This window comes from Microbacterium sp. (genome assembly GCF_036566905.1).
Taxonomy (GTDB): domain Bacteria; phylum Actinomycetota; class Actinomycetes; order Actinomycetales; family Microbacteriaceae; genus Microbacterium.
Genome location: NZ_DATCVK010000037.1, coordinates 25,625 through 52,106 on the forward strand (window position 1 = coordinate 25,625; position 26,482 = coordinate 52,106).

Sequence of the window (26,482 nt, forward strand, 5' to 3'; positions counted from 1 at the left end):
TTCGAAGGTGAGTCATGCCCGACCACTCCCCCGCTGCCGTCGACGGAATCGAGTGGGCGCTGGGCCGTGGGATCGGTGCGCTCGCCGAGAAGATGGGCTTCGAATGGCTCGAGTTCACGCCCGAGCGCGCCGTAGCCCGCATGCCGGTCGAGGGCAACACGCAGCCCGTCGGACTCTTCCACGGCGGCGCCTACGTGGTGCTCGGCGAGTCGCTCGGTTCGATGCACGCGAACTTCCACGCCGGCCCCGGCCGGCTCGCCGTCGGTGTGGACATCAATGCCACGCACACGCGTTCGGCGACGTCCGGCCACGTCACGGGGGTGTGCACGCCGATCCATCTCGGCCGGACCATCACCGTCCACGAGATCGTCGTGACCGATGACCAAGGCCGGCGCTGCTCGACGGTGCGCATCACGAACCACATCAAGGACCTGCCGCACGCATGAGAAGAGCGGATGCCTCGATCGAGGCATCCGCTCTTGCAAGAAGTGTGTGGTCAGCCCTTCTTGGGCGCGAGCTGCTCGATGATCGCCTTGGCGACGTCCTGCATCGTGAGGCGGCGGTCCATCGAGGCCTTCTGGATCCAGCGGAATGCCTCGGGCTCGCTGAGTCCCATCTTCTCGTTGAGCAGGCCCTTGGCCCGGTCGACGAGCTTGCGCGTCTCGAAGCGCTCGACCATGTCGGCGACCTCGGCCTCGAGCGTGATGATCTGCTCGTAGCGGGCGAGGGCGATCTCGATGGCCGGCAGCAGGTCGTTCGGCGTGAACGGCTTGACGACGTAGGCGAGGGCACCGGCCTCGCTCGCGCGCTCGACGAGCTCCTTCTGGCTGAAGGCGGTCAGCAGCACGACCGGGGCGATGTGATTCTTGCTGAGCTTCTCAGCGGCCGAGATGCCGTCGAGCTGCGGCATCTTCACGTCCATGATCACCAGATCGGGGCGCAGTTCGGTGGCCAGCGCCACCGCGGTCTCACCGTCTCCTGCCTCTCCGACCACGTCGAAGCCGTTGTCGCGGAGGATCTCGACGATGTCGAGTCGGATGAGCGACTCGTCTTCGGCGACCACGACGCGGCGGGGGGTGGATGCCGTCGATGCGGCGGTCTGCTCCTGCTCAGTCACCATTGAATCCTACGGTATGGTCGTTCGCGGACGCGCGGCATGCCGCGCGGGCCGGTGTGGCGGAATGGCAGACGCGACCGACTCAAACTCGGTTGCCCGCAAGGGCGTGTGGGTTCGACTCCCACCACCGGCACCTCGCGTAGGGAGCCGTGCGCAGCGCGACTGCCCACCGGCACCTCAGGATCCGGCGCCTGCCGGCGACAGCGTGCGCATGGCGACGCCGAGTCCGCCGGCCCACTCCCGGATGAGCCGGCGTTCTGCTTCAGTGCAGACGTAGCCGTAACCGACGTTGACGTCCCAGCCGTCGTAGGCGCTGGTCCACACCTCGTGCTCCAGCGTCCAGCCGTCGAGGAAGGCGAGTGCGTAGCAGTCCGCCATCGTCTCCGCATTGCCGGCGAACGCCTCCAGCACGGGTCGCGTGGCCTCGGGATTGGTGAACTGCAGGACGTGGGCGAACTCGTGGTACGCGACTCCCTGCCGGATCCAGTCGGTCATCGAAGGGTCCGACTGACTGGCGGCATTCAGATGCACGACGAGGGGTTCCGCCTCGAAGACGCAGCCGAGCGCGGTCGCCAGGTCGCAGGTCACAGCCGCGTCGTCGATGCGGGTGGCGACGTAGCCCCGGCCGAGCTGGTCGAGCGTCGCCTCCCACGCCGTCCCGGACGCGTTCGTCGCGGCCTCGAGCGCGGCGGCCGTCTGCAGTGCCTGCATCTCCTGTGCGGCGCGCTGTGCGACGAGGATGGCGGCATCCATCGCCTCGGCATCCCATCTGCTCGCGTATCCGCTCTCCGCGATCCCCTGGTACCTGTCCCACGGCACCATCGAGGCGAACGGAAGCCCCTGCAACGGCTCGATGCTCTCTTGGATGCCCGCCACGGCGGCGCCGAAGGCCTCCTTCTTCTCGATGAGGTCGTGCTGCTCGTCGATGAGGTCGCTCTGTCGCTCGATGCGGTCGTTCGCCTGCTCGAGCTGGAGGAACAGCCACACCGAGACGACCACGGCCCCGAGCAGGACGACGCCGAGCAATATCGCCACCACTGCCAGCCCACGCCCGCGGCGCTGCGGTGTGAGGTCCTCGCGCTTCTCCGCCGCGGGCGGCTCAGCCTCGCGTGGCGGCTCGGATCCCCCAGGTCCGTCCGCCCCGTCTGTCACGACCGGCTCCGGTGTCCCCGTGGCCGCGGTCGTCGTGCCCGTTGGATCGTCAGTCAACGCTGCCTACTCTCCCTGTGATCTGGAGTCGGACATTACACCGTCGGCGCGAAAGAGATTTTGCTATTCGGTGTTGCTAAGTAGCGGTACCTAGTGTTACTGTCTACCAGTAGTCAACAACACTGAGTACTGAGGAGGTGCGGGATGGGCAAGCAGGAGACGGAGATGCTCAAGGGCACGCTGGAGGGGATCGTCCTGGCGATCCTGTCCGGGCGATCCGCCTACGGGTACGAGATCACCTCGTGGCTGCGTGACCAGGGCTTCTCCGACATCGCCGAAGGCACTGTGTACGCCCTGCTGGTCAGGGTCGAGCAGCGCGGCCTCGTCGACGTCGAGAAGGTTCCCTCGGAGAAGGGACCGCCGCGCAAGGTGTACTCCCTCAACGCGCAGGGCCGCGAGCAGCTCGCGGAGTTCTGGAGGACGTGGAGCTTCCTCGCAGAACGCATCGAACAACTCCACCACCAGAACGCAGACAACGAACCCCACACCCCGAAGGAAGAGGACTGATCATGGCCGCCAAGTGGTACGAAGTCGTCACCGGCTCGCTCGAGCAGAAGAAGCAGTACCGCCAGTACAAGGCGCGCATCGAGGCTCTGCCCGAGCCCTACCACGCCGCCGCCAAGGCGCTGGACCGGTACTTCATGACCGTCGGCGGCATGACCGACGGCGTGACGATGATGCAGATGCTCGGCGACTCCGCCGACCTCTGGGAGCGCGCCGCCGCCGACGGCACCCCCGTGCGCGACATCGTCGGCGAGGACGCCTCGGCGTTCGCCGAGGACTTCACCGCCGCGTATTCCGGCAAGCAGTGGATCGACAAGGAGCGCGCTCGCCTGAACAAGGCGATCGACGAGGCAGAGAAGGGAGACCAGAAATGACCACCGACACCGCCATCAAGGTCCAGGGACTCGAGAAGTCCTACAAGGACCTGCAGGTGCTGCGCGGCGTGGACTTCGAGGTGGCGCGCGGAAGCATCTTCGCGCTCCTCGGATCGAACGGCGCCGGCAAGACCACGGTCGTGCGGATCCTGGCGACGCTGCTCAAGGCGGATGCCGGCGCGGCAGCCGTCGCGGGGTTCGACGTCGTCGCCCAGTCGCAGAACGTGCGTGAGACGATCAGCCTCACCGGCCAGTTCGCGGCGGTGGACGAGGTCCTGACCGGACGCGAGAACCTCGTGCTCATCGCCCAGCTGCGCCATCTGCCGGACCCCGGCGGGATCGCAGACGGTCTCCTCGCCCGGTTCTCGCTCACCGAGGCGGGCTCGCGCAAGGCGTCGACCTACTCCGGCGGCATGCGTCGCCGGCTCGACATCGCGATGAGCCTCATCGGCAACCCGCCGGTGATCTTCCTGGACGAGCCGACGACCGGCCTCGACCCGGCCGCGCGGATCGAGGTGTGGGACGCCGTCAAGGAGCTCACCCGCGGCGGCACGACCGTGCTGCTGACGACGCAGTACCTGGACGAGGCGGAGCAGCTCGCCGACCGCATCGCGATCCTCCACAAGGGCCGGATCATCGTCAACGGCACCCTGCAGGAGCTCAAGCAGCTGCTGCCGCCGGCGAAGGTCGAGTACGTCGAGAAGCAGCCGACCCTCGAAGACGTCTTCTTCGCCCTGACCGGCGAGGACGACACCGAATCATCCGCGGACGCCGCTCCCGACGCCGCGAAGACAGGAAAGGAAGGACGATGACCGCCCACGTCATCGGCGACACCGCCGTACTCACCCGCCGGTCGCTGCGCCACATCCTGCGCAGCCCCGACACCATCATCACGACCGCGGTCACCCCGATCGCCCTGATGCTGCTGTTCGTCTACGTCTTCGGCGGGGCGATCGACACCGGGAAGGGGTCGTACATCGACTACATGCTGCCCGGCATCCTGCTCATCACGATCGCCTCGGGGATCGCCTACACGGCGTACCGGCTGTTCCTGGACATGCAGGGCGGCATCTTCGAGCGCTTCCAGTCGCTGCCGATCGCTCGATCGGGAGTGCTCTGGGCGCACGTGCTGACCTCGGTCGTGGCCATCGTGGTCTCGCTCGCCATCGTCATCGGCGTCGCGCTGCTGATGGGCTTCCGGACCGGTGCCAGCTTCGGCGCGTGGCTTGGCGTCATCGGCATGCTGCTGCTGTTCACGCTGGCACTCACATGGCTCGCCGTGATCCCGGGTCTGACGGCGAAGACGGTGGACGGCGCGAGCGCCTTCTCCTACCCGCTGATCTTCCTGCCCTTCATCAGCTCGGCGTTCGTTCCGACCGAGAGCATGCCGGGGCCGGTGCAGTGGTTCGCCGAGAACCAGCCGGTGACCTCGATCGTCGACTCCATGCGGGCGCTATTCGCGGGCGAGCCGGTCGGCAGCGACATCTGGGTCGCGATGGCCTGGCTGGTCGGCATCCTCGTCGCCGCGTACATCGCGTCGATGGCGATCTACCGCAAGAAGATCAGCTGACCGCACACGCAGAAGAGCGGATGCCTCGGGTCGAGGCATCCGCTCTTCTGCTGTTCGGGGCTTACGCGCCGAAGTACTGGTGGCCCAGGGCCTTGCTCTTGAGAGCGTCGAACTCGCCCTGCGAGATCGTGCCGGCGTCGAGGAGGGCCTTCGCCTTGGCGATGTCCTCCGCCGGGCTCGACGATGCGGCCGGGTGGTAGTCGTCGGACTCGGCGACCACTCCCCCGCGGGCGGCTTGGGCCCGCTCTGCCATGCCCTTGCCGCGGGCGATGATGTAGACGATCGCCGTGAGGAAAGGCACGAACACGAGGGCGATGATCCACAGCGCCTTGAGCCAGCCGTTCAGGTTCTCGTCGCGGAACAGGTCCGTGATGATCACGATCACCACGTACAGGTAGGCGATGAAGTAGAAGCTCCACAGCAGGAACCACCAGAAGTCACCGAAGAACATCGGCGTCACCTTTCTCGAAAAAGCCGGGACGGCTGCGACCACAGTAGTGGTCGCAGCCGTCCGCTGGAGAGAGGTGTCAGTCCCGTGTCTTGTAGATCGGCGCCTTGCCGTGCACCGCATCGCCCACCTTGTGGATGCGGATGTCGTTCGTGGAGCCGATGATTCCGGGAGGCGATCCCGAGATCACGACGACCTTGTCGCCGACCTTCGCGAGGTCGTTCGACAGCAGGTAGTCGTCGACCTGGATGAACATCAGGTCGGTGTGCGCGACGTGCTCGACCAGCGTCGACTGCACGCCCCACGTGATCGCCATGCGACGACGGATCGCCGGCTCGGGGGCGAAGCCGATCATGGGAATGCGCGGGCGCAGCCGCGACATGCGACGGGCGGTGTCGCCCGACTCGGTGAAGATGCAGAGGAACTTCGCGTCGACGAACTCGGCGACCTCCATCGCGGCAAGCGTGATGGCGCCACCCTGGGTTCGCGGCTTCGTCGTGAGCGGCAGGATGCGGTCCAGGCCGTGCTCCTCGGTGGAGTCGACGATGCGCGCCATCGTCTCGACGACGCCGACCGGGTACTTGCCGACGCTGGTCTCGCCCGAGAGCATGACCGCGTCCGCGCCGTCGAGCACGGCGTTGGCCACGTCGCTCGTCTCGGCGCGGGTGGGGACCGGGTTCTCGATCATCGACTCGAGCATCTGCGTCGCGACGATGACGGGCTTCGCCATGCGGCGGCAGAGCTCCACCGCGCGCTTCTGCACGATCGGGACGGCCTCGAGCGGCAGCTCGACGCCCAGGTCGCCGCGGGCGACCATGATGCCGTCGAAAGCGTCGATGATCTCCTCGAGGTTGTCGACCGCCTGCGGCTTCTCGATCTTGGCGATGACCGGGACGTGTCGCCCCTCCTCGGCCATGATGACGTGGACGCGCTGGACGTCCTTCGCATCGCGCACGAACGACAGCGCGATGAGGTCGGCGCCGGCGCGCAGGCCCCAGCGGAGGTCGGCCTCGTCCTTCTCGGACAGCGCCGGCACGTTCACGGCGACGCCCGGGAGGTTGATGCCCTTGTTGTTGGAGACCGGGCCGGCGACGATCACCTTGGTGGTCACGACGGTGTCGTCGGTCTCGATGACCTCGACGCGCACCTTGCCGTCGTCGATCAGGAGGAAGTCGCCCGGCTTGACGTCGTGCGGGAGGCCCTTGAACGTGGTGCTGACGATCTCCTTGGTGCCGAGGATGTCGTCGGTGGTGATCTTGAAGATGTCGCCGACCGCGAGCTCGTGCGGTCCGTTCTCGAACTTGCCGAGGCGGATCTTCGGACCCTGTAGGTCGACGAGGATCGCGACCGCCCGTCCGGCGTCGTCGGCGGCCTTGCGCACGTTGGCGAAGTTGTTGTCGTGGACCGAGTAGTCCCCGTGGCTCAGATTGAAGCGGGCGACGTCGACGCCGGCATCGATGATCGCGCGGACCATCTCATATGTCGACGTGGCGGGCCCAAGGGTGGCGACGATCTTGGCGCGTCTCATCCGTGGTATCTCCGGGTGGGTTGAAGGTGGCGAGTGCCTCGGCAAGCCTACGCGGGCTGCAAGCCGATGGCGACATCGGTCGGGCGGACCGGAGCAGGCAGCTCCGTGTCCCCCATGAGGAAGCGGTCGACGCTGGCTGCGGCGGCACGTCCCTCGGCGATCGCCCATACGATGAGCGACTGCCCGCGGCCGGCGTCGCCGGCCACGAACACGCCCGGGGCGGTCGTCTGGTAGTCGTCCTCGCGGCGCACGTTGCCCCGCTCGGTGAAGCGGGCGCCGAGCTGCTCCTCGAGGAGCGCGCGCTCAGGACCGGTGAAGCCCATCGCGATGAGCACCAGGTCGGCGGGGATCTCGCGCTCGGTGCCGCTCTTGGGCACGCGGCGGCCGTCGACGAACTCGGTCTCGGCGACGCGCAGGGCGCGCACCTCGCCCGCGTCGTTCGCGAGGAACTCGACGGTCGAGGCGAGGTAGGTGCGCTCGCCGCCCTCTTCGTGAGCCGACTGCATCTCGAATACGAGGGGGTCCATCGGCCAGGGCTGGTGCTCGGGACGCTCGCCCGGAGGGCGGCGGCCGATCGCGAGGTTCGTCACGCTGAGCGCGCCGTGGCGGTGGGCCGTGCCGATGCAGTCCGCGCCCGTGTCACCGCCGCCGATCACGACGACATGCTTGCCCTCGGCCGTGATCTGGTTCGGCACGGCGTCGCCGGCGACCGCCTTGTTCGATTCGACGAGGTACTCCATGGCGAAGTGCACGCCGGCGAGGTCGCGACCGGGGATCGCCAGCTCGCGCGGCACCGTGGAGCCGGTCGCGATGACGACCGCGTCGTAGCGGGCACGGAGGTCCGCCCACGAGATGTCGCGGCCGATCTCGACACCGGCGCGGAACCGCGTGCCTTCGTCCTGCATCTGGCGAAGACGCGACTCGAGGTGCTTCTTCTCCATCTTGAAGTCCGGGATGCCGTAGCGCAGGAGTCCGCCGATGCGGTCGTCGCGCTCGAACACGGCCACGGTGTGACCGGCGCGGGTGAGCTGCTGTGCGGCGGCGAGACCGGCGGGACCGGATCCGACGACGGCGACGGTCTTGCCGGTCAGACGGCCCGGCGGCTCCGGCTCGATCCAGCCGTTCGCGAACGCCTCGTCGACGATCGACACCTCGACCTGCTTGATCGTCACGGCGGGCTGGTTGATGCCCAGGACGCACGAACTCTCGCAGGGCGCCGGGCACAGGCGTCCCGTGAACTCCGGGAAGTTGTTCGTCGCGTGCAGACGCTCGCTCGCAGCACGACCCTCGCCGCGCCACGTGAGGTCGTTCCACTCGGGGATCAGGTTGCCGAGCGGACAGCCCTTGTGGCAGAACGGCACGCCGCAGTCCATGCAGCGCCCGGCCTGGCGGCGGAGCACCGCGCCGTCGCCAGGCTCATAGACCTCTTTCCAGTCCATGATGCGCACCGGCACCGGCCGCCGCGGGGGCAGCTCGCGCTCGGTGACCTTGAGAAAGCCTTTCGGGTCAGCCACCCGTCACCTCCAGAATGCGGTTCCAGACGACGTCGCCGTCGGGGTCGAGCCCCTCCGCGACGGCCGCCTGACGGGTCTCGAGCACCGCGGCGTAGTCGCGCGGCATGACCCTGACGAAGTTCGCCAGCTCGGCCTCGAAGTCGTCGAGGAGAGCCTGCGCGAGAGTCGATTCGGTCTCGGCGACGTGCTGCTCGAGCAGGTCGCGGAGGATCTCCGCGTCTCCCGAGCCGAGCTCGCCGAGCTCCAGCTCGCCCGAGGCGAGCGCCTCGCGGTTGACGAGCTTGCTGTCGAGCCGGTACACGTATGCGGTGCCACCCGACATTCCGGCGCCCAGGTTGCGTCCTGTCGCTCCGAGGATCACGGCGAGACCGCCGGTCATGTACTCGAGGGCGTGGTCTCCGACGCCCTCCACGACCGCGGTGGCACCGGAGTTGCGGACGAAGAAGCGCTCGCCCACCACACCGCGCAGGAACATCGTGCCCAGGGTCGCGCCGTAGCCGATCACGTTGCCCGCGATGACGTTCTTCGACGCGTCGAAGGTGGCGCCGCGCGGCGGCCGCACCACGATCTGACCGCCCGAGAGCCCCTTGCCGACGTAGTCGTTGGAGTCGCCCTCGAGACGCAACGTGATGCCCGAGGGCATGAAGGCGCCGAACGATTGGCCCGCCGAGCCGGTGAGGTTCACCACGATGCTGCCCGAACGCAGGCCGTTCTCGCCGCGCTCCTTCGTCACGTGGTGACCCAGGAGCGTGCCGACGGCACGCTCGGTGTTGCGGATCGGCAGGTCGATGGTGATCTCGCCGCCGTTCGCGATGACGTGCTGGGCGCGCTCGATGAGCGCGACGTCGAAGTGCTCGTCGAGCTCGTGCAGCTGCGCGGTGGTGTTGCGGCGCGGCTCGTCCGCGGCGAAGACGGGGCCCTCGAGCACCGGGGCGAGGTCGAGGCCGTTCGCCTTCCAGTGGTTGACCGCGCCGTTGACGTCGAGCAGGTCGCTGCGGCCGATCGCCTCGTCGAGCGAGCGGAAGCCGAGCTCGGCGAGGTACTCCCGCACCTCTTCGGCGATGAACTCCATGAAGTTCACGACGAACTCGGGCTTGCCGTTGAAGCGCTGGCGCAGGACGGGGTTCTGCGTCGCGACGCCCACTGGACAGGTGTCGAGGTGGCAGACCCGCATCATGATGCAGCCGGACACCACGAGGGGCGCCGTCGCGAAGCCGAACTCCTCGGCGCCGAGCAGGGCGCCGATGATGACGTCGCGGCCGGTCTTGAGCTGGCCGTCGACCTGCACGACGACGCGGTCGCGCATGCCGTTGAGCATGAGCGTCTGCTGCGTCTCGGCGAGACCGAGCTCCCACGGCGTTCCGGCGTGCTTGAGCGAGTTGAGCGGGCTCGCGCCGGTGCCGCCGTCGTGGCCCGACACCAGGATGACGTCGGCCAGCGCCTTGGCGGTGCCGGCAGCGACCGCGCCGATGCCCGACTGGCTCACGAGCTTCACGTGCACCCGCGCGCCGGGGTTGGCGCGCTTGAGGTCGAAGATCAGCTGCTTGAGGTCTTCGATCGAGTAGATGTCGTGGTGCGGCGGCGGCGAGATGAGGCCGACGCCGGCGGTCGCGTGACGTGTACGGGCGACCCACGGGTACACCTTGGTCGGCGGCAGCTGCCCGCCCTCGCCGGGCTTGGCGCCCTGCGCGAGCTTGATCTGGATGTCGTCGGCCTGGGTGAGGTACAGGCTCGTGACGCCGAAGCGGCCCGAGGCGACCTGCTTGATCGAACTCCGGCGCTCGGGGTCGAGCAGGCGGTCGGTGTCTTCGCCGCCCTCACCGGTGTTGGACTTGCCGCCGATGCGGTTCATCGCGATCGCGAGGGTCTCGTGAGCCTCGCGCGAGATCGACCCGTAGCTCATGGCCCCGGTCGAGAAGCGCTTGACGATCGACGAGACCGACTCGACCTCGTCGATCGGCACCGGCGTGCGGCCCTCGGTCTTGAGGGCGAACAGCCCGCGCAGCGTCTTGAGCTCGCTCGCCTGGTCGTCGACGAGCTTGGTGTACTCGCGGAAGATGTCGTACCGGCGGGTGCGCGTCGAGTGCTGCAGCCGGAACACCGTGTCGGGGTTGAACAGGTGCGGCGAGCCGTCGCGCCGCCACTGATACTCGCCGCCGGTCCACAGGCGCTCGTGCGCACGGACGGCCGCGTCCTCAGGGTACGCGTACGTGTGGCGCGCGGCGTTCTCTGCCGCGATGACGTCGAGACCGACGCCGCCGAGCTTGGACTCGGTGCCGGTGAAGTAGGTCTCGACGAAGTCCTGCGACAGACCGACGGCCTCGAACACCTGCGCGCCCGCGTACGACGACACGGTCGAGATGCCCATCTTCGACATGATCTTCAGCACGCCCTTGCCGAGCGCGTAAATGAGGTTCTTGACGGCCTTCTCGGGCGAGATCCCTGTGATGAAGCCCGCGCGCACCAGGTACTCGACGGTCTCCATGGCGAGATACGGGTTGACGGCGGATGCGCCGTACCCGATGAGCGTCGCCACGTGGTGCACCTCGCGCACGTCGCCGGCCTCGACCACGAGACCGCACTTCATGCGCGTCTCCTTGCGGATGAGGTGGTGGTGCACGGCGGCCAGCATGAGCAGCGACGGGATGGGCGCCAGGTCCTTGTTGGAGTCGCGGTCGGAGAGCACGATGAACTCCGCGCCGTCCTCGATCGCCTGGTCGACCTCCTGGCACATCTGCTCGAGGCGCTTCTTCATGCCCTTGTGGCCGGCCTCGACGCGGTACAGGCCGCGGATCGTGACCGACGTCCGGCCGGGAAGGGCGGTGTCGATGTGCTGGATCTTGGCGAGCTCGTCGTTGTCGATGACCGGGAAGTCGAGGGTCACGACACGGGTGTGCTCGGCGCCCCATTCGAGGAGGTTGCGCTCGGGCCCGAGACCGAGGCCCAGCGACGTGACGACCTCTTCGCGGATCGAGTCCAGCGGCGGGTTCGTGACCTGCGCGAACTGCTGCGTGAAGTAGTCGAACAGCAGGCGGGGGCGCTCGCTGAGCACGGCGACGGGTGTGTCGGAGCCCATGGCGCCGAGCGGCTCGGCGCCGTTCTGACCCATCGGGGTCAGGAGGATCTTGACCTCTTCCTCGGTGTAGCCGAAGGTGCGCTGACGGCGCGTGATCGAGGCGATCGGGTGCACGATGTGTTCGCGCTCCGGGAGCTCGGCGAGCCGCACGCGACCCGCGTCGAGCCACTCCTGCCAGGGCTCCTGGTCGGCGAGCTGCGCCTTGATCTCGTCGTCCTCGATGATCCGGCGCTGTGCCGTGTCGACCAGGAACATGCGGCCGGGGCGCAGGCGCCCGCGACGCTTGATGCGCTCCGGCTCGAAGTCGAGCACGCCGGTCTCGCTGCCGATGACGATGAGGCCGTCGGTCGTCTCCGTCCAGCGTCCGGGACGCAGGCCGTTGCGGTCGAGCGTGGCGCCGACGAGTGTGCCGTCGGTGAAGATCAGCGCGGCGGGACCGTCCCACGGCTCCATCTGCATGGAGTGGAACTCGTAGAACGCCCGCAGCTTCGGGTCGATGTCGGCCTGCTTCTCGTACGCCTCCGGCACCATCATCATGATGGCGTGCGGCAGGCTGCGGCCGGTCAGCGTGAGGAGCTCCAGCACCTCGTCGAACGACGCGGAGTCGCTGGCGCCGTCGGTGCAGATCGGCAGCAGCGGGCGGATGTCGCCGAGCAGCTCGGACTGGAGCTGCGACTGCCGCGCGCGCATCCAGTTGCGGTTGCCGTTGACGGTGTTGATCTCGCCGTTGTGTGCCAGCATGCGCAGCGGCTGAGCGAGCGGCCACGACGGGAAGGTGTTGGTGGAGTAACGGGAGTGCACGACGGCGAGCTCCGAGGCGAAGCGCTCGTCCTGCAGGTCGGGGTAGAACGGCTCCAGCTGGAGCGTCGTGACCATGCCCTTGTACCCGAGCGTGCGCGCCGACAGTGACACGAAATACGCGTCGAGCTCGGTGCGCGCACGGGTGCGCAGGCGATAGGCGCGCCGGTCCAGCGCGATGCCCGAGAGAGCCGGCTGGTCGCCCGACGCCGGGTGCGACACGAAGACCTGTTCGAAGACCGGGCGCGCCGCGAAGGCGAGCTTGCCGAGGTTCTCGTCGGATGTCGGCACCTCGCGCCAGCCGAGGACGGTCATGCCCTCGGACGCCGCGATCCGCTCGATGCCCGACTTCTGGGCCGCGCGCGCGTCGGCGTCGCGGGGCAGGAACACCATGCCGGCGGCGTACTCCCCCACCGGCGGCAGCTCGAAACCGGCCACCGCCCGCAGGAACGCGTCGGGCATCTGCGTGAGGATGCCCGCACCGTCGCCGGTGCCGGCATCCGAGCCGATCGCGCCCCGGTGCTCGAGGTTGCGAAGGGCCGTCAGGGCCAGATCGATGATGTCGTGACCGGCCTCGCCGCGCAGCGTCGCGACCATGGCCAGTCCGCAGGCGTCCTTCTCGAAGGCAGGGTTGTACATCCCCTGCTTCTGCGGGAAGCCGGCGCGGCCGGACGAAGCGGGGAAGTTCGCCTCCGAAGAGACGACGTGACGGGGGCTCGAAGCCATACCTACCGTCCTCACGTTGATAGTCAAGATGGGACGACGTCGGCCCTGGGCGCACGCTCCTCGGGAACTGAGCGGCGTTATTTGGTGGCAGGAGTGCTTGTGGCGCTGACCTCTTCGACCTCGGACGTCGGGGGTTCGCTGACGTCGACGAAGTCGTCGGTGTTCTGCGATTGTACAGCCTGTCCGGCGTTCCACTCGCGGCCGGACACATAGGGCGACGGCTCGAGACCGAGATGGCGGCGCTTCTGCACGAAGAAGATCGCCAGTCCGATGACGACGCCCAGGATGGCCGCCCAGACGTTGGTGCGCAGGCCCAGGAAGATGTCGCTCGGGTCGATGCGGATCGACTCCCACACGATGCGCCCGGCGCTGTACCAGATGAGGTACACGGCGAACAGGCGTCCCCACTGCAGGCGGAAGCGGCGGCCGACCCACACGATCACCAGGACGCCCAGGGCGTTCCAGAGAACCTCGTAGAGGAAGGTGGGGTGGAAGAGCGTCCCCTCCGGCAGGCCGATCGGCCACGCGGGGTTCGGGTAGTCGATCTCGAGGCCCCACGGAACATCGGTCGGCAGGCCGTACAGCTCCTGGTTGAACCAGTTGCCGAAGCGGCCGATCGCCTGGGCGAGGAGAAGGCCGGGCGCGAGAGCGTCGGCGAAGGTCCAGAAGCGGATGCCGGTCCACCGGCAGCCGAGCCATGCGCCGACGGCGCCGCCGATGAGGGCGCCGTAGATCGCGATGCCGCCCTCCCAGATGTACAGCGCCGACAGCGGATTCGCGCCCTCGCCGAAGTAGAAGCTCCAGTGCGTGAGGACGTGGTAGATCCGGGCGGTGATGATCGCGAGCGGCACGGCGAGGAGAGCGATGTCGATGACGACCCACGGCTCGGCGCCGCGCTTGGTGAGGCGGGCGTTCGTCCACAGCACGGCGACGATGATCCCCGTGATGATGCACAGCGCGTAGATGTGGATCCGCAGGGGGCCGATGTCGAAGTAGCTGATCGACGGGCTCGGGATGCTGGCGACGACGCTCGCGGCGGCGGTGATCATGGGAGAACCGTGTCCTTGCTGGATCCGTGCGGGAGGGGCCGGCGCACGCGCCGACCTGAGAAGTCTAGTTCGCGCTGCGCGCGGTGCCGGCGGCGAGGCTGCGCGCGGTCGCGGCGAGGCCGTCGATTCCCCCCTCGCGCAGCGCGCGGACGAGCGCGGTGCCGACGATCGCGCCGTCGGCGTACTCGAGTACGCCCGCCACCTGATCGGCGTTCGAGATGCCGATGCCGACGCACGCGTGCTCGACCCCGTGCTCGCGCAGCCGGGCCACGAGCGTGCGTGCGGCGGCATCCAGCTGCGCCCGTTCGCCGGTGATGCCCATGGTCGAGACCGTGTAGACGAACCCGGTGGACTGCTGGACGATCAGCTCGAGGCGCTCGTCGGTCGATGTCGGCGCGGCGAGGAACACGCGGTCGAGTCCCGTGCGCTCGCTGGCCGCGATCCACTCGGGCGCGGCTTCGGGCGTGATGTCAGGGGTGATGAGGCCTGCTCCCCCGGCGGCGAGGAGATCGTCGGCGTACCGGTCGACCCCGTACTGCAGCACGGGGTTCCAGTACGTCATCACGAGCACCGGAACGTCCACGCGGCGCGTGATCTCGCGCACCGCCGTGAACGTGTCGCGCAGCCGGAAGCCGCCGGCGAGCGCGGCCTGCGTGGCCTCCTGGATGACGGTGCCGTCCATCACCGGGTCGGAGTAGGGCGGGCCGAGCTCGAGGACGTCGGCGCCGTTCTCGGCGAGGGCCACGGCCGCGTCGATGCTCGTGCGCAGGTCGGGGAAGCCGATCGGCAGGTAGCCGACGAACGCGCCCCGGCCGGCGGCGTGGGCGGCGTCGATCGCCGCGGCGACGCGGGAGCTCATAGCTTGGTGCCCTCTCCCTTGGCGGCGTCGTCGGACGGTGCCGTCTCGACCGGCCCCGCACCCTCAGCGGCTGCGGCGGCGGCAGCGTCGTACAGGTGGAAGTAGCGCGCGGCGGTGTCCATGTCCTTGTCGCCGCGACCCGAGAGGCAGACCGCGAGGATCGCGTCCGGCCCGAGTTCGCGCCCGATGCGCAGGGCGCCGGCGAGGGCGTGCGCCGACTCGATCGCCGGAATGATGCCCTCGGTCTCGGAGAGCAGCCGCAGCGCCTGCATCGCCTCGTCGTCGGTCGCGGGGATGTACTCGGCACGCCCGATCGAGGCGAGCCAGGCGTGCTCGGGTCCGACGCCCGGGTAGTCGAGTCCTGCCGAGATGGAGTGCGACTCGACCGTCTGGCCGTCCTCGTCCTGCAGCACGTAGGTCTTCGCGCCGTGCAGCACCCCAGGGCGTCCGCGCTCGATCGATGCGGCGTGGCGAGGGGTGTCCACGCCGTCGCCGGCGGCCTCCACCCCGTAGAGCTTCACGTCGTCGTCGAGGAACGCGTCGAACATGCCGATGGCGTTCGAGCCGCCGCCGACGCACGCGATCACGGCATCCGGAAGCCGGCCGGCCTCTTCGAGCAGCTGCGCGCGCGCCTCTTCGGAGATGACCTTCTGGAAGTCGCGCACCATGGCGGGGAACGGATGCGGCCCCGCGGCGGTGCCGAAGATGTAATTCGTCGTCTCGACGCTGGCGACCCAGTCGCGGTAGGCGTCGTTGATGGCGTCCTTCAGCGTGCGGGAGCCGGTCTTGACCGGCACCACCTCGGCGCCCAGCAGGCGCATGCGGGCGACGTTGAGCGCCTGACGCTCCGTGTCGACCTCGCCCATGTAGATCGTGCACTCGAACCCGAACAGCGCTGCAGCGGTCGCCGTCGCGACGCCGTGCTGGCCCGCGCCGGTCTCGGCGATCACGCGGGTCTTTCCGAGGCGCTGGGTGAGCAGCGCCTGGCCGAGCACGTTGTTGATCTTGTGCGAGCCGGTGTGGTTGAGGTCCTCGCGCTTGAGGAACACCCGCGCTCCCCCGGCGTGCTCGGCGAACCGCGCGACCTCGGTGATCGGCGACGGGCGGCCCGCGTACGAGTGCAGCAGGCGCACGAATTCGGCCTGGAATGCGGGATCGGCCTTGGCCGCCTCGTACTCGGCCGCCAGCTCATCGATGGCGGCGATCAGGGATTCGGGCATGTAGCGCCCGCCGAACTCGCCGAACAGCGGCCCGGGGGCCTCGCGAAGACTCACTGCGTCGCCCTTCCTTCGCTCAGTGCATCGCCCGCGCCCGCTTCCAGGAAGGCGCGCAGGGTGGATACGGGATCGTTGGTGACGAGGGCCTCGCCGACCAGGACGACGTCTGCCCCCGCCGCCCGGTAGTGGGCGACGTCTTCGGGGACGAGCACGGCCGACTCGGCGATTCTGACCGCGCCGGCGGGGATGCGCTCGGCCAGCCGCCCGAACAGGTCGCGGTCGAGCTGGAACGTCGACAGGTCGCGCGCGTTGACGCCGATGAGCTGCGCGTCGAGCTCGGCTGCACGGTCGACCTCGGCGGCCGAGTGCGTCTCGACGAGCGCGGTCATGCCCAGCTCGCGCGTGAACGCGTGCAGGCGAGCGAGGACATCCTGCTCGAGCGCGGCGACGATGAGCAGCACGAGATCCGCACCGGCGGCGCGGGCCTCGAGCACCTGGTACTCGGTGGCGATGAAGTCCTTGCGCAGCACCGGCAGGGTGACCGCGGCCTTCACGGCCTCGAGGTCGGCGAGGCTTCCCTTGAAGCGCCGCCCCTCGGTGAGGACGGAGATCGCGGACGCGCCGCCCTCCTCGTAGCGACGGGCCTGCAGGGCGGGGTCGGGGATCGCCGCGAGGTCGCCGCGCGAGGGGCTCGCCCGCTTGACCTCGGCGATGATCTTGACGCGGTCGGACGGAGCGAGGGCGGCGACGGCGTCGATCGCGGGACGCTGCGCCAGCGCTGCGGCCTCGACCGCTGCCACTGGCCGCACCGAGGCGCGTGCCTCGGCATCCTCAACCGCGCCGGCCGTCAGGTCGGCGAGCATGATCAGTGCTCTTTCGCCACGTACTTCGAGCCGTTCACGCCGTAGCCGGCGCGGGACATCACCCAGCCGACGATGGCGCCGACGACGAGGAGACCGGCGGAGGCCCAGACCAGTGCGGGGATGTCGAGGAAGTAGAAGAGGGTTCCGAGTGCGACCGCCACGAGCATGATCACGACGGCCGTCCAGGCGGCGGGCGAGTGTCCGTGGCCGGGGTCGCCGATGTTGTTGCTCATGGATATCTCCTCGTGAAGCCTGGGAAGCGCGGGATCACGCCAGTCTAGCGGTCAGGCGGTGGGATCCTCGCCACGCGACAGGTCGTCCCAGTCGTCGATGGCCCGGGATCCGGCGGCGTCGTGGGGGCGCGGACCATCGCCGCCGGGACGGCGGGAACCGGCCCGCAGAGCCGGCTGTGCGGCGTCGTCCGTGCGGTAGCGCCGCCCGGTGCGCGACCAGCCGTGTGCGGTGGCGAGGACGAATCCGCCGCCCGCGATGAGCACCACCCAGACGACGAGGGTCACCGCCGGCCAGAGCGTCGCGTCGATCGACGCGACGAGCGTCGCGACGGACGACTCGCCCGCGATCCCGGTGGATTCTGTGACGACCGATGCGACGGCTGAGACGGGATGCTCCAGCACGATGCGGGCGGTCAGCCACGTCAGCACGCCGCCGATGAGCACGGCCAGTGCGCCGAAGACGTACCGCAGCGCGAGCCCCACGATCGAGAGGGCCGCGCCGAGGGCGAGGACCGCGAGGCTGAGCGGCGCCAGCACCGGCAGCGCCGAGGCACCGGGGACCTCGAGCACATGATGCGCGGCGTCCTCGAGCACGACGGTGAGCCACGTCTGCGTCGACGAGATCACGCCGAGCGCCCCGCACAGCACCGTGACGACGACGGCGAGCAGCCGCGCCCTGCGGATCACTCGACGGCCTCCGGGCCGCGCACGGCCTCGAGGTCGTCGGCGTCGAAGCAGGTGCGGGTGCCGGTGTGGCAGGCCGGGCCGATCTGCTCGACCTCGACCAGCACGGCGTCGCCGTCGCAGTCCAGGCGCGCCCCGCGCACCAGCTGGATGTTGCCGGACGTGTCGCCCTTGCGCCAGTACTCCTGGCGGGAGCGCGACCAGAAGGTCACGCGGCCCTCGGTGAGGGTGCGGCGGAGGGCCTCGGCATCCATCCATCCGAGCATGAGGACCTCGCGCGTGTCCCACTGCTGGATGATCGCCGCGACCAGGCCGTCGGCCGTGAACGTCACGCGTGCGATGCGCTCGTCGACGCTCTGGCTCATGCCGCCACCTCCCGCACAGCGATGCCGTCGGCCGCCATCGCGGCCTTCACGTCGCCGATGGTGAGCTGGCCGGAGTGGAAGACGGATGCCGCGAGCACGGCGTCGGCGCCCGCGGCGATGGCGGGGCCGAAGTCGGCGGCCGAGCCCGCCCCTCCTGAAGCGATCACCGGCACGCTGGCGACCTCGCGCATGAGGGCCACGAGCTCGAGGTCGAACCCCTGCTTCGTGCCGTCCGCGTCGATCGAGTTGACCAGCAGCTCCCCTGCGCCGCGCTCGACGGCTTCGCGGGCCCATTCCAGCGCGTCGATCTCCGTCTCGGTGCGGCCGCCGTGCGTCGTGACGACGAAGCCGGACGGCACCCGGTCGAGCAGGTCGGGCGAAGCGCGCTTCACGTCGAGCGAGAGCACGAGCACCTGTGCGCCGAACCGGTCGGCGATCTCGTCGAGGAGCGCGGGGCGGGCGATCGCGGCGGAGTTCACGCCGATCTTGTCGGCGCCCACTGCCAGCAGCCGGCCGACGTCGTCGGCCGAGCGCACTCCGCCGCCGACGGTGAGCGGGATGAAGACCTCTTCGGCGGTGCGCCGGACGACGTCGTAGGTCGTGGACCGCTCGTCGACCGTCGCCGTCACGTCGAGGAACGTGATCTCGTCGGCGCCCTGGCGGAAGTACTCCCGCGCGAGTTCGACGGGGTCGCCCATGTCGCGCAGGTTCTGGAAGTTGACGCCCTTGACGACGCGCCCCGCGGCGACGTCGAGGCACGGGATGACGCGGCAGACCAGGCTCATGACACGGCTCCGTTCGTCGGTGCTGTCCCGTCCATCAGAGCCTCGCGTTGTGGATCGCGGTCACGAGGATCGCGCGGGCGCCGATCGCGTACAGCGCGTCCATGACCTGGTTGACGCCCTTGCGGGCGACCATCACCCGCACCGCCACCCATGCCGCGTCGCGCAGCGGGGAGATGGTCGGCGACTCGATGCCGGGAGCGATCTTGACGGCGGTGTCGACGAGCTCCGCCGGCAGGTCGTAGTCGACCATGACGTAGCGCTGGGCCACCATGACGCCGCGCAGGCGCCGCAGCAGCGTCTCCACGCCCTCGGCCTCGGTCGGCGCGCCGATCAGCACGGCCTCGGACTTGAGGATCACCGGTCCGAAGACGTCCAGGCCCGCCTGGCGCAGCGTGGTGCCGGTCTCCACGACGTCGGCGATCGCGTCCGCGACGCCCAGCTCGACGGCCGACTCCACCGCGCCGTCCAGCGGCACGAGGTCGGCTGCGACGCCGTGCTCGTCGAGGAAGCCGTCGACGAGTCCCGGATACGAGGTCGCGATGCGCGCCCCCTCGAGGTCGGCCACCTCCGAGAAGCGCCCGGCCGGGGCCGCGAAGCGGAAGGTCGATGCCGCGAACCCGAGCTGCTCGATCTCGCGGGCACCGGGCATCCGCGCGTCCAGCAGCAGGTCGCGGCCCGTGATGCCGACGTCGAGCGCGCCCGAGCCGACGTAGGTCGCGATGTCCTTGGGGCGGAGGTAGAAGAACTCGACCTCGTTCTGAGGATCGATGACGTGGAGGTCCTTCGGGTCGCGGCGCCCGATGTAACCGGCCTCGTGGAGCATCTCGGAGGCGGTCTCGGCGAGCGATCCCTTGTTCGGCACGGCGATTCGCAGCATGGCAGCGTGGCTTTCGGGTTCGAGGACGGATGGGGGTACCGGCTCAGAGATGTCGGTAGACATCCTCGAGGCTCAGCCCCTTCGCGAGCATCAGCACCTGCAGGTGGTACAGCAGCTGCGAGATCTCCTCGGCTGCGGCATCCGTCGACTCGTACTCGGCCGCCATCCACACCTCGGCGGCCTCTTCCACGATCTTCTTGCCGATCGCATGCACGCCCGCATCCAGCTGTGCGACGGTTCCCGAACCCTCGGGGCGCTCGGCCGCTTTCGCGGCCAGCTCGGCGTACAGCGTGTCGAACGTCTTCACCATGCCAGAGTATCGCCCTTCGATACACGCGCAGCGCGCGTTACCCGGACCCACCGCACGGATGCCGCGGCGCCGCGTCACGTGAGCCGGGCGGCCCGGTCCGGCGTGGGCGTCAGTGCGCGAGGATGCTCAGCCCGATCACGAGCATGCCGAGCAGCGTCGTCGCCAGGAGGCCGGCGATCCGCCAGGGCCACGAGCTCCCGTTGCGCGCGGCGTTGGCATAGCCGATCACTGCGAGCAGCACGATGCCACTGCCGAGCGCCAGGAAGTAGGCCGTGTACTCCTCGACGAGGCCGACGGCGCCCAGCAGCAGCAGCGCAGCCGGAACGAGCATCGCGATCAGCATCCCGGAGGAGTGGCGGGCGCCGTCGCCGACCGCCGCCATCAGCGGCTTCGCCGGGCGGACGGCGCGGCTGGCGACCACCGCGGCGTAGATGTGCGCGAGCCAGAAGATGACCACGGTGCCGAAGACGAAGAGCAGCACCTCGAAATCGGTGTCCTCCTCCCAGCCGACCGCGACGAGCGCCGTCACGAGCACCAGGCCATAGACCGCGTGCTCGCCGCTGTACGCGTCGAGGAGGCGATGCAGATGACGGCGATGCACGGGCTGCGGAGGGGACGCCTCGTCGTCGGTGGCCATGCGCTCCCTCTCGAATCGATGACGCGCGGTCCGCCGGCGTCAGTGGGCGTGGGTGCGGGCGGACGCCCGGAGACCGGTGATGGCGTTCGCCGGATCGTCGGCACCGAACACGGCGGAGCCGGCGACGAAGGTGTCGGCGCCCGCCTCGGCCGCCTGTGCGATGGTCGACTCGCCGATGCCGCCGTCCACCTGCAACCAGACCGACGACCCGCGGCGGCGGGCCTCGTCGGCGAGCCGCCGCAGCTTCGGCAGCGTCTCTGGCATGAACGACTGGCCGCCGAATCCGGGCTCCACGGTCATCACGAGGATCTGATCGAAGTCGTCGAGCAGATCGAACAGCCCGTCCACGGGCGTTGCAGGCTTCACCGCGACGCCGGCGCGCGCGCCGATGGCCCGCAGCCTCCGTGCCAGAGCGACCGGCTCCTTCGCCGCCTCGAGGTGGAAGGTGACCGACGCGGCGCCGAGTTCCGCATAGCCGGGTGCCCAGCGGTCGGGGTTCGTGATCATGAGATGGACGTCCAGCGGCACGGGGCTCGTCGCCTGGATGCGCTCGACCATCTGCGACCCGAACGTGAGGTTGGGCACGAAGTGGTTGTCCATGACGTCGACGTGGACGAAGTCCGCCGTCGCGATCCGCGCGAGCTCCGTCTGCATGTTCACGAAGTCGGCGGCCAGGATGCTGGGATTGATGCGGATGCCGACCTGGCGGCCGTTCTCGTCGATCGGGGGCACCCGTCCATTATGGTCGACCTGTGGACCCCATCACCGTGCTTCTGGACGAGGTCCTCGAAGACATCCGCCCGCTCCGCGACGGCGCCCCCGCGGGTTACATCCCCGAACTCGCCGCAGCAGACCCCGAGCGTCTGGCGCTCGCCGTGGTCGGACCCCGAGGGCGCGTGAGGGCCGTCGGCGACATCGGGCACGAGTTCACGATCCAGTCGATCTCGAAGCCGTTCGTGCTGGCCCTCGCTCTCGCGGACCGCGGCCGCGACGCAGTGCTGCGCAAAGTCGGGGCGGAGCCCAGCGGCGAGCCGTTCAACGCCATCAGCCTCGAACCCGGCACCGGACGCCCGGCCAATCCCATGGTCAACGCCGGTGCGATCGCGACGTCCGCGCTCATCCCCGGCGACGGCGTCGACGACCGCACGTCCCGTATCGCGGCGGGTCTCTCGGCCTTCGCCGGACGATCGCTGTGGGTCGACGAGCAGGTGTACGAGTCGGAGTCGGCCACGGGTGACCGCAACCGGGCGCTCGCTCACCTCCTGCGCTCCCATGGCATCCTCGAGGGATCGGTCGACGTCGCCGTGGAGACGTATTTCCGGCAGTGCTCGCTGCTCGTGACCGTGCGCGACCTCGCGGTGATGTCGGCGACGCTCGCCTTCGGCGGGGTCAACCCTGTCACCGGCGAGCGGGTCGTCGCCGAGGTCGTGGCCCGTGATGTGCTGTCGATCATGACGAGCTGCGGCATGTACGACTTCTCCGGCGAGTGGCTGCTGCGCGTCGGGCTGCCGGCGAAGAGCGGTGTCAGCGGAGGGCTCCTCGCCGTTGCGCCGTCGCAGTTCGGCGTCGCCGCGTTCAGCCCTCGCCTGGATGCCCACGGCAACTCGGTGCGGGGCATCGCCCTCCTCGAGACGCTCGCCGAGCGTTTCGGCATGCACACGCTGGAGCCGCACGACAGCGTCGCGGTCCCCGCGTTCACGGTCCAGGACACCGACGAAGGCCGCGTGCTGCGGCTGGGCGGCGAACTCGGCCTCGCGGGGACCGAGCGCGTGGTCGCCGTGCTGCGGGATCTGGCCGAATCGCTGCCGGAGGGCACCGAGGTGACCGTGGACGCGCGCGACCTCGGACGCACGCACAGCGCGGCGCTCATCGCCCTGCGCACCGAGTTCGAGCAGATGCCCCACGGGATTCACCTGCGCGAGTGAGCGGGGCGCGGGCGCAGCTCAGACGCGGCGCAGGAGCGACACCGACATCGCGTCGGTGTTGTGGCGGTGGGGCCAGAGCTGGGCGCGCCCGCTGCCGTCGGCCTGCGGCGGAAGGCCGGGGTCGGCATCCGACAGCGACGTGATGACGTCGCGCGCCGAGATCTCTTCGATCGCCCCGTCCCATTCGCGACGGATGTCGGCCACGACGCCCGCCGTCTCGGCGAGATGGGGTGAGCAGGTCACGTAGGCCACCACGCCGCCGGGCTTGAGCGCGCTCACCGCCTCGGTGAGCAGCTCGCGCTGCAGCTGCGTGAGCGCCGGAACGTCGCTCGGCGCCTTGCGCCAGCGCGCCTCGGGCCGGCGGCGCAGCGCGCCGAGGCCGGTGCAGGGAGCGTCGACGAGGATGCGGTCGTACGTCTCGGGGGCGTCCTGCGCACGCAGCCGGCCGTCCTCCTCGGAAACGGGCACGTCGAGGGGCACGCCGGCGAGCGCCTGGCGCACGAGCCCGGCGCGCGCCGGCGAGATCTCGTTCGCCTCGAGGGACGCCCCGTGCACGAGCGCCTCCGCCGCGAGCACCGCGGTCTTGCCTCCGGGGCCCGCGCACAGATCGAGCCAGCGCTCCCCCGGTGTGACCGGCAGGGCGCGCGTCAGTGCCAGGGCCGCGAGCTGAGATCCCTCGTCCTGCACTCGGATGCGGCCGCCCGAACCGCGCACGGTCGAATCGGGGTCGCCGCCGCCGAGACGGAAGCCGATCGGCGAGAACGGGGTGCGGCGCGCGTCCTCGGGCACGTCGGCGAGCTCGGGAAGCGCCGCCATCGTGACGCGCGGCGACGCGTTGTCGGCGGTGAGCAGTGCCTCGAGCTCCTCGGCCCGGCCCTCGGCCGCCAGCGCCCGCCGGAAGGCGCGCACCACCCACACCGGATGCGAGAACAGCAGCCCGAGCTGCTCGTCGTCGGAGCGCGCGCTCTCGGCGACGTGCGTCATCCAGTCCCCCGGGGTATCGCGAGAGACCCGGCGCAGCACAGCGTTGGTGAAGCCGGCCGCGCCCCGCCCGCCGGCCGCGCGCGCGAGCTCCACGGACTCGTTGACGGCGGCGTGCGAGGCCACCCGTGTCGACAGCAGCTGGTGCACGCCCAGCCGGAGCGCGTCGAGCACGGCGGGATCGATGTCGGCGATGGGCCGGTCGGCGGCGATCTCGATGACCGCGTCGTACGTGCCCTGGCGGCGCAGGGTTCCGTAGGTGAGCTCGGTGGCGAGTGCCGCGTCGGGCGTGGCGAGACCGGCGCGTGCGATCGCGGTCGGCAGGAGCAGGTTCGCGTAGGCGTCCGACTCGTGCACCGCCCGCAGGGTCTCGTAGGCGACGCGTCGCGCCGCGATCGTGCGGCTCACGATCCCGCCACCGGGGTCGCATCGCGCAGGCCCCGCCACCAGTCCGTGGCGCGCATGGCGCCCTTCCCCGCCGGCTGGACCGTGTCGAGCACGATCGGCGCGGACGCAGTGCCGGCGACGATCTTGCCGCCGTGCAGCGCGAGGGCGCCCGGCTGCAGCTGCGGAGCGTCTGCCGGCGCAGACGCGACCGCGAGCACCTTGAGGCGCGCGCCCCCGACCGTCGTATGGGCGCCCGGTTCGGGTGTGACGCCGCGGATGCGCCCGAGCACGGCGTCCGCAGGTTCGTCCCAGCGCACGCGGCCGTCGTCGTCACCGAGCTTCGAGGCGTAGGTCGGCTCGCCCACCTGCGGGCGGGAGACCGCGGATCCTGCGGCGATCGCATCGACGACCTCGGCGAGGAGCCCGGCGCCGTCGACGGCCAGCGCCGAGAGAAGAGACCCCGATGTGGCGTCGGCGGGAACGTCGACGGCGAGCTCGCCGAAGACGTCGCCGGCGTCGAGTTCGGGAACCAGCTGGAACACGCTCGCGCCGGTGCGCGCATCGCCCGCGATGAGGGCGTGCTGCACGGGCGCCGCGCCGCGCCAGCGCGGCAGCAGCGAGAAGTGCAGGTTGATCCACCCGTGTGCAGGCGTGGACAGCAGCGGCTCGCGCACCAGGCCGCCGTACGCGACGATCACCCCGAGATCGGGCTGGAGGGCGGCGATCTCGGCCGTGACGGTCGCATCGAGCCGGTCGGCGCGGATCACGGGAAACCCGAGCTCCTCGGCGGCGGCGGCGACGGGCGACGGTGTGAGCACGCGCTTGCGCCCGAGCGGAGCGTCCTGGCGGGTGACGACTGCGACGACGTCGTGAGCGGTGGCCGCGAGCCGCCGCAGGGACGGCACAGCCGGCTCGGGCGTGCCGGCGAAGACGAGGCGCATGACGGTCCTGAACGATCGAGGGTCAGAGGTCGAGATCGGGCACGTCGACCCGAACCTTCAGTGTATGGGCGGCTCCCGGTGTGCGTCCCTTCGCGGGCCGGCGGCCCTTCACGGCATGACTCACGACCGATGCCCGCAGGCTCTCGGTCACGCGGGGTCCCAGACCGTAGTCGAACCTCACCAGCGCGCGGACCGACTCCCCGTGGGCGAGCGGCCCGAGCACCGCCTCGGCGTCGAGTTCGGGCACCGCCTGCCGGAGCTCCGCCAGAGCGGTGTCGACGGCGCGCCGCGGCCCCTCGACCGCCGCCACCCGCACCGTCGGCGGCATGCGCAGCGGCGCGCGGTCGGCGAGCTCCGCACGGGCGTAGGCGGCCTGTGTCCACGTCGCGAGAGCGCGGGCGACCTCTCCCCCCACGCCGACCAGGTGCACCGGGGCGCCCGGTGCTGCCAGAGCGGCGGCGTTCGACCACCACCGCAGGCACGACTCGCCGATGCGCAGATCCTCGGCCATCAGCATCCGGTCGCCGTCCAGCAGGATCACCGCCCGGTAGCCTCCGGTCGCCAGCGGCTCGACTCCGCGCGTCGCGACCACGAGCGCCGGACGCCCGTCGACCTCGGCGACCGGATGATCGCCGTCGGCGATGATCACGCGGGTGCCCGGAAAGGCTCGACCGAGCTCGTCGGCGGTCCGTTCGCTGCCTGAGGACGCCATGCGCAGGAGCGTCGACGAGCACTCGGGGCAGGCCCAGGCGTGGGCGGCGCGGCCGCACCATGTGCACGTCGGCACCGCGCCCTGCCGAGCTGCGTGGAGCGGTCCGCCGCAGTGCGGGCATCGGGCGGGGTGCCGGCACTTCGCGCACACGAGGACGGGGGCATACCCCGGCCGCGCGACCTGGACGAGAACGGGCCCATCGACGAGAGCCTCGCGCGCGGCGGCGAACGCCGACGACGGCACGCGCGCCGCCCGCGACTCGCCCTCGCGGTTCGCGCTGAGCACCACGCGCGGGCTCAGCCGGCGCGCGGCCGGGAGTTCGCGCACCCAGCCCACCGCGACGAGTCGCTCCACATCGGTGGTGCGCGTGTGCCCCGCGAAGACGAGCGCGCCGCCGTGCAGCTCCTGGCGCAGCAGTGCTGCGTCGCGGGCGTGGACGCCCGGACTGAGCGGTTCGGCCAGGAGCGGGTCGCCGTCGTCCCACAGCGCGACGAGACCGAGGTCGGCGACCGGCGCGTACACGGTGGAGCGGTTGCCGATGACCACGCACGGCGCATCCGCGAGGGTGCGCAGGAACGCGGCATACCGGGCGGGACCGCTCTGCTTGGCGTCGTCGCGGACGAACGCGTCGGCAGGGATGCGGCTCAGCAGGGCGGCCTCGAGCTGCGCGCGGTCGCGATGGTCGGGGACGGCGATGACGGCGCTGCGTCCGGCCGCGAGCACGCGGGTCGCCGCGGCGGCGAGCAGGATCGCCCACGAGCCGACGACGGTGCCGTCTTCGAGCTGCGCAGGC

At 70.3% G+C, this 26,482-nt stretch carries 27 protein-coding genes and 1 tRNA gene; 7 read left to right on the forward strand and 21 right to left on the reverse strand.

What is annotated here, in order from left to right; genetic code table 11:
- Window positions 1–14: 14 nt before the first annotated feature.
- A complete protein-coding gene (locus VIP82_RS03880; protein ID WP_331905974.1) occupies window positions 15–446 on the forward strand; it encodes a PaaI family thioesterase in 432 nt (143 codons plus the stop codon).
- A 50-nt stretch (window positions 447–496) separates the two neighbouring features.
- Here VIP82_RS03880 and VIP82_RS03885 read toward each other — a convergent pair whose 3' ends face one another.
- A complete protein-coding gene (locus tag VIP82_RS03885) occupies window positions 497–1,120 on the reverse strand; it encodes an ANTAR domain-containing response regulator (protein WP_109209425.1) in 624 nt (207 codons plus the stop codon).
- Between the two features lie 47 nt (window positions 1,121–1,167).
- On the opposite strand from VIP82_RS03885, the gene VIP82_RS03890 reads away from it, so the two are divergent.
- A tRNA-Leu gene (locus VIP82_RS03890) sits at window positions 1,168–1,250 on the forward strand.
- Between the two features lie 44 nt (window positions 1,251–1,294).
- Here VIP82_RS03890 and VIP82_RS03895 read toward each other — a convergent pair.
- Entirely contained in the window at window positions 1,295–2,326 is a 1,032-nt protein-coding gene (locus VIP82_RS03895; protein ID WP_331905975.1) for a hypothetical protein, read from the reverse strand.
- Window positions 2,327–2,470: 144 nt separating this feature from the next.
- On the opposite strand from VIP82_RS03895, the gene VIP82_RS03900 reads away from it, so the two are divergent.
- The 4 genes from VIP82_RS03900 to VIP82_RS03915 are packed head-to-tail and all read left to right on the forward strand — an operon-like array spanning window position 2,471 to window position 4,774.
- Window positions 2,471–2,833, forward strand: a complete 363-nt coding sequence (locus VIP82_RS03900; protein ID WP_308867316.1) for a PadR family transcriptional regulator — start codon at window positions 2,471–2,473, stop codon at window positions 2,831–2,833.
- A gap of 2 nt (window positions 2,834–2,835) precedes the next feature.
- On the forward strand, window positions 2,836–3,204 hold the full coding sequence (locus VIP82_RS03905; RefSeq protein WP_331905976.1) for a DUF1048 domain-containing protein: 369 nt from the start codon (window positions 2,836–2,838) through the stop codon (window positions 3,202–3,204).
- A complete protein-coding gene (locus VIP82_RS03910; protein WP_331905977.1) occupies window positions 3,201–4,016 on the forward strand; it encodes an ABC transporter ATP-binding protein in 816 nt (271 codons plus the stop codon). Before VIP82_RS03905 ends, VIP82_RS03910 begins: the two co-directional genes overlap by 4 nt.
- Window positions 4,013–4,774 carry an ABC transporter permease gene (locus VIP82_RS03915; protein ID WP_331905978.1) on the forward strand — a complete coding sequence of 254 codons (762 nt, stop codon included), beginning with the start codon at window positions 4,013–4,015 and terminating at the stop codon, window positions 4,772–4,774. The genes VIP82_RS03910 and VIP82_RS03915 overlap by 4 nt, the downstream gene beginning before the upstream one ends.
- A gap of 61 nt (window positions 4,775–4,835) precedes the next feature.
- Here the strand turns inward: VIP82_RS03915 and VIP82_RS03920 are convergent, their stop codons facing one another.
- From VIP82_RS03920 to rpe, 16 genes are all read right to left on the reverse strand, one after another.
- Complete coding sequence (locus tag VIP82_RS03920; protein ID WP_331905979.1) at window positions 4,836–5,225, reverse strand: SHOCT domain-containing protein; 390 nt, start codon at window positions 5,223–5,225, stop codon at window positions 4,836–4,838.
- Between the two features lie 76 nt (window positions 5,226–5,301).
- On the reverse strand, window positions 5,302–6,750 hold the full coding sequence (gene pyk, locus VIP82_RS03925) for a pyruvate kinase (RefSeq protein ID WP_331905980.1): 1,449 nt from the start codon (window positions 6,748–6,750) through the stop codon (window positions 5,302–5,304).
- 47 nt (window positions 6,751–6,797) lie between these two features.
- The gene (gltD, locus tag VIP82_RS03930; RefSeq protein ID WP_331905981.1) at window positions 6,798–8,264 is read right to left on the reverse strand and encodes a glutamate synthase subunit beta; all 1,467 of its coding nucleotides are present in this window, start codon (window positions 8,262–8,264) and stop codon (window positions 6,798–6,800) included.
- Window positions 8,257–12,864: a glutamate synthase large subunit gene (gene gltB, locus VIP82_RS03935; RefSeq protein ID WP_414684607.1), complete on the reverse strand. Its 4,608-nt coding sequence runs from the start codon at window positions 12,862–12,864 to the stop codon at window positions 8,257–8,259. The genes gltD and gltB overlap by 8 nt, the downstream gene beginning before the upstream one ends.
- A gap of 77 nt (window positions 12,865–12,941) precedes the next feature.
- Complete coding sequence (gene lgt / locus VIP82_RS03940) at window positions 12,942–13,913, reverse strand: prolipoprotein diacylglyceryl transferase (RefSeq protein ID WP_331905982.1); 972 nt, start codon at window positions 13,911–13,913, stop codon at window positions 12,942–12,944.
- A gap of 64 nt (window positions 13,914–13,977) precedes the next feature.
- Window positions 13,978–14,772 (reverse strand): tryptophan synthase subunit alpha, encoded by a 795-nt coding sequence (gene trpA / locus VIP82_RS03945; RefSeq protein ID WP_331905983.1) that lies wholly within the window; start codon window positions 14,770–14,772, stop codon window positions 13,978–13,980.
- Entirely contained in the window at window positions 14,769–16,046 is a 1,278-nt protein-coding gene (gene trpB / locus VIP82_RS03950; protein ID WP_331905984.1) for a tryptophan synthase subunit beta, read from the reverse strand. The genes trpA and trpB overlap by 4 nt, the downstream gene beginning before the upstream one ends.
- Entirely contained in the window at window positions 16,043–16,852 is an 810-nt protein-coding gene (gene trpC, locus VIP82_RS03955) for an indole-3-glycerol phosphate synthase TrpC (protein WP_331905985.1), read from the reverse strand. The genes trpB and trpC overlap by 4 nt, the downstream gene beginning before the upstream one ends.
- 2 nt (window positions 16,853–16,854) lie before the next feature.
- On the reverse strand, window positions 16,855–17,085 hold the full coding sequence (locus VIP82_RS03960) for a DUF6704 family protein (RefSeq protein ID WP_331905986.1): 231 nt from the start codon (window positions 17,083–17,085) through the stop codon (window positions 16,855–16,857).
- A 51-nt stretch (window positions 17,086–17,136) separates the two neighbouring features.
- Window positions 17,137–17,769, reverse strand: a complete 633-nt coding sequence (locus VIP82_RS03965) for a Trp biosynthesis-associated membrane protein (RefSeq protein ID WP_414684608.1) — start codon at window positions 17,767–17,769, stop codon at window positions 17,137–17,139.
- Entirely contained in the window at window positions 17,769–18,134 is a 366-nt protein-coding gene (gene hisI, locus VIP82_RS03970; protein ID WP_331905988.1) for a phosphoribosyl-AMP cyclohydrolase, read from the reverse strand. The genes VIP82_RS03965 and hisI overlap by 1 nt, the downstream gene beginning before the upstream one ends.
- Window positions 18,131–18,919 carry an imidazole glycerol phosphate synthase subunit HisF gene (gene hisF / locus VIP82_RS03975; protein ID WP_331905989.1) on the reverse strand — a complete coding sequence of 263 codons (789 nt, stop codon included), beginning with the start codon at window positions 18,917–18,919 and terminating at the stop codon, window positions 18,131–18,133. Before hisF ends, hisI begins: the two co-directional genes overlap by 4 nt.
- Before the next feature lie 34 nt (window positions 18,920–18,953).
- On the reverse strand, window positions 18,954–19,796 hold the full coding sequence (hisG, locus tag VIP82_RS03980; RefSeq protein WP_331905990.1) for an ATP phosphoribosyltransferase: 843 nt from the start codon (window positions 19,794–19,796) through the stop codon (window positions 18,954–18,956).
- 43 nt (window positions 19,797–19,839) lie between these two features.
- Window positions 19,840–20,103 (reverse strand): phosphoribosyl-ATP diphosphatase, encoded by a 264-nt coding sequence (locus VIP82_RS03985; protein ID WP_045302883.1) that lies wholly within the window; start codon window positions 20,101–20,103, stop codon window positions 19,840–19,842.
- 112 nt (window positions 20,104–20,215) lie between these two features.
- Window positions 20,216–20,743, reverse strand: coding sequence for a hypothetical protein (locus VIP82_RS03990; RefSeq protein ID WP_331905991.1), 528 nt, complete (start codon window positions 20,741–20,743; stop codon window positions 20,216–20,218).
- 39 nt (window positions 20,744–20,782) lie between these two features.
- On the reverse strand, window positions 20,783–21,475 hold the full coding sequence (gene rpe, locus VIP82_RS03995) for a ribulose-phosphate 3-epimerase (protein WP_331905992.1): 693 nt from the start codon (window positions 21,473–21,475) through the stop codon (window positions 20,783–20,785).
- Window positions 21,476–21,495: 20 nt separating this feature from the next.
- Between rpe and glsA the strand changes: the two genes are divergently transcribed.
- Entirely contained in the window at window positions 21,496–22,668 is a 1,173-nt protein-coding gene (glsA, locus tag VIP82_RS04000) for a glutaminase A (protein ID WP_331905993.1), read from the forward strand.
- A gap of 18 nt (window positions 22,669–22,686) precedes the next feature.
- Here the strand turns inward: glsA and VIP82_RS04005 are convergent, their stop codons facing one another.
- From VIP82_RS04005 to VIP82_RS04015, 3 genes are all read right to left on the reverse strand, one after another.
- Window positions 22,687–24,057 carry an RsmB/NOP family class I SAM-dependent RNA methyltransferase gene (locus tag VIP82_RS04005; protein WP_331905994.1) on the reverse strand — a complete coding sequence of 457 codons (1,371 nt, stop codon included), beginning with the start codon at window positions 24,055–24,057 and terminating at the stop codon, window positions 22,687–22,689.
- Window positions 24,054–24,977, reverse strand: coding sequence for a methionyl-tRNA formyltransferase (gene fmt, locus VIP82_RS04010; RefSeq protein ID WP_331905995.1), 924 nt, complete (start codon window positions 24,975–24,977; stop codon window positions 24,054–24,056). The genes VIP82_RS04005 and fmt overlap by 4 nt, the downstream gene beginning before the upstream one ends.
- Window positions 24,978–24,999: 22 nt before the next feature.
- Window positions 25,000–26,482, reverse strand: a 1,483-nt coding sequence (locus VIP82_RS04015; RefSeq protein WP_331905996.1) for a primosomal protein N', incomplete at its 5' end; no start/stop codon positions are given.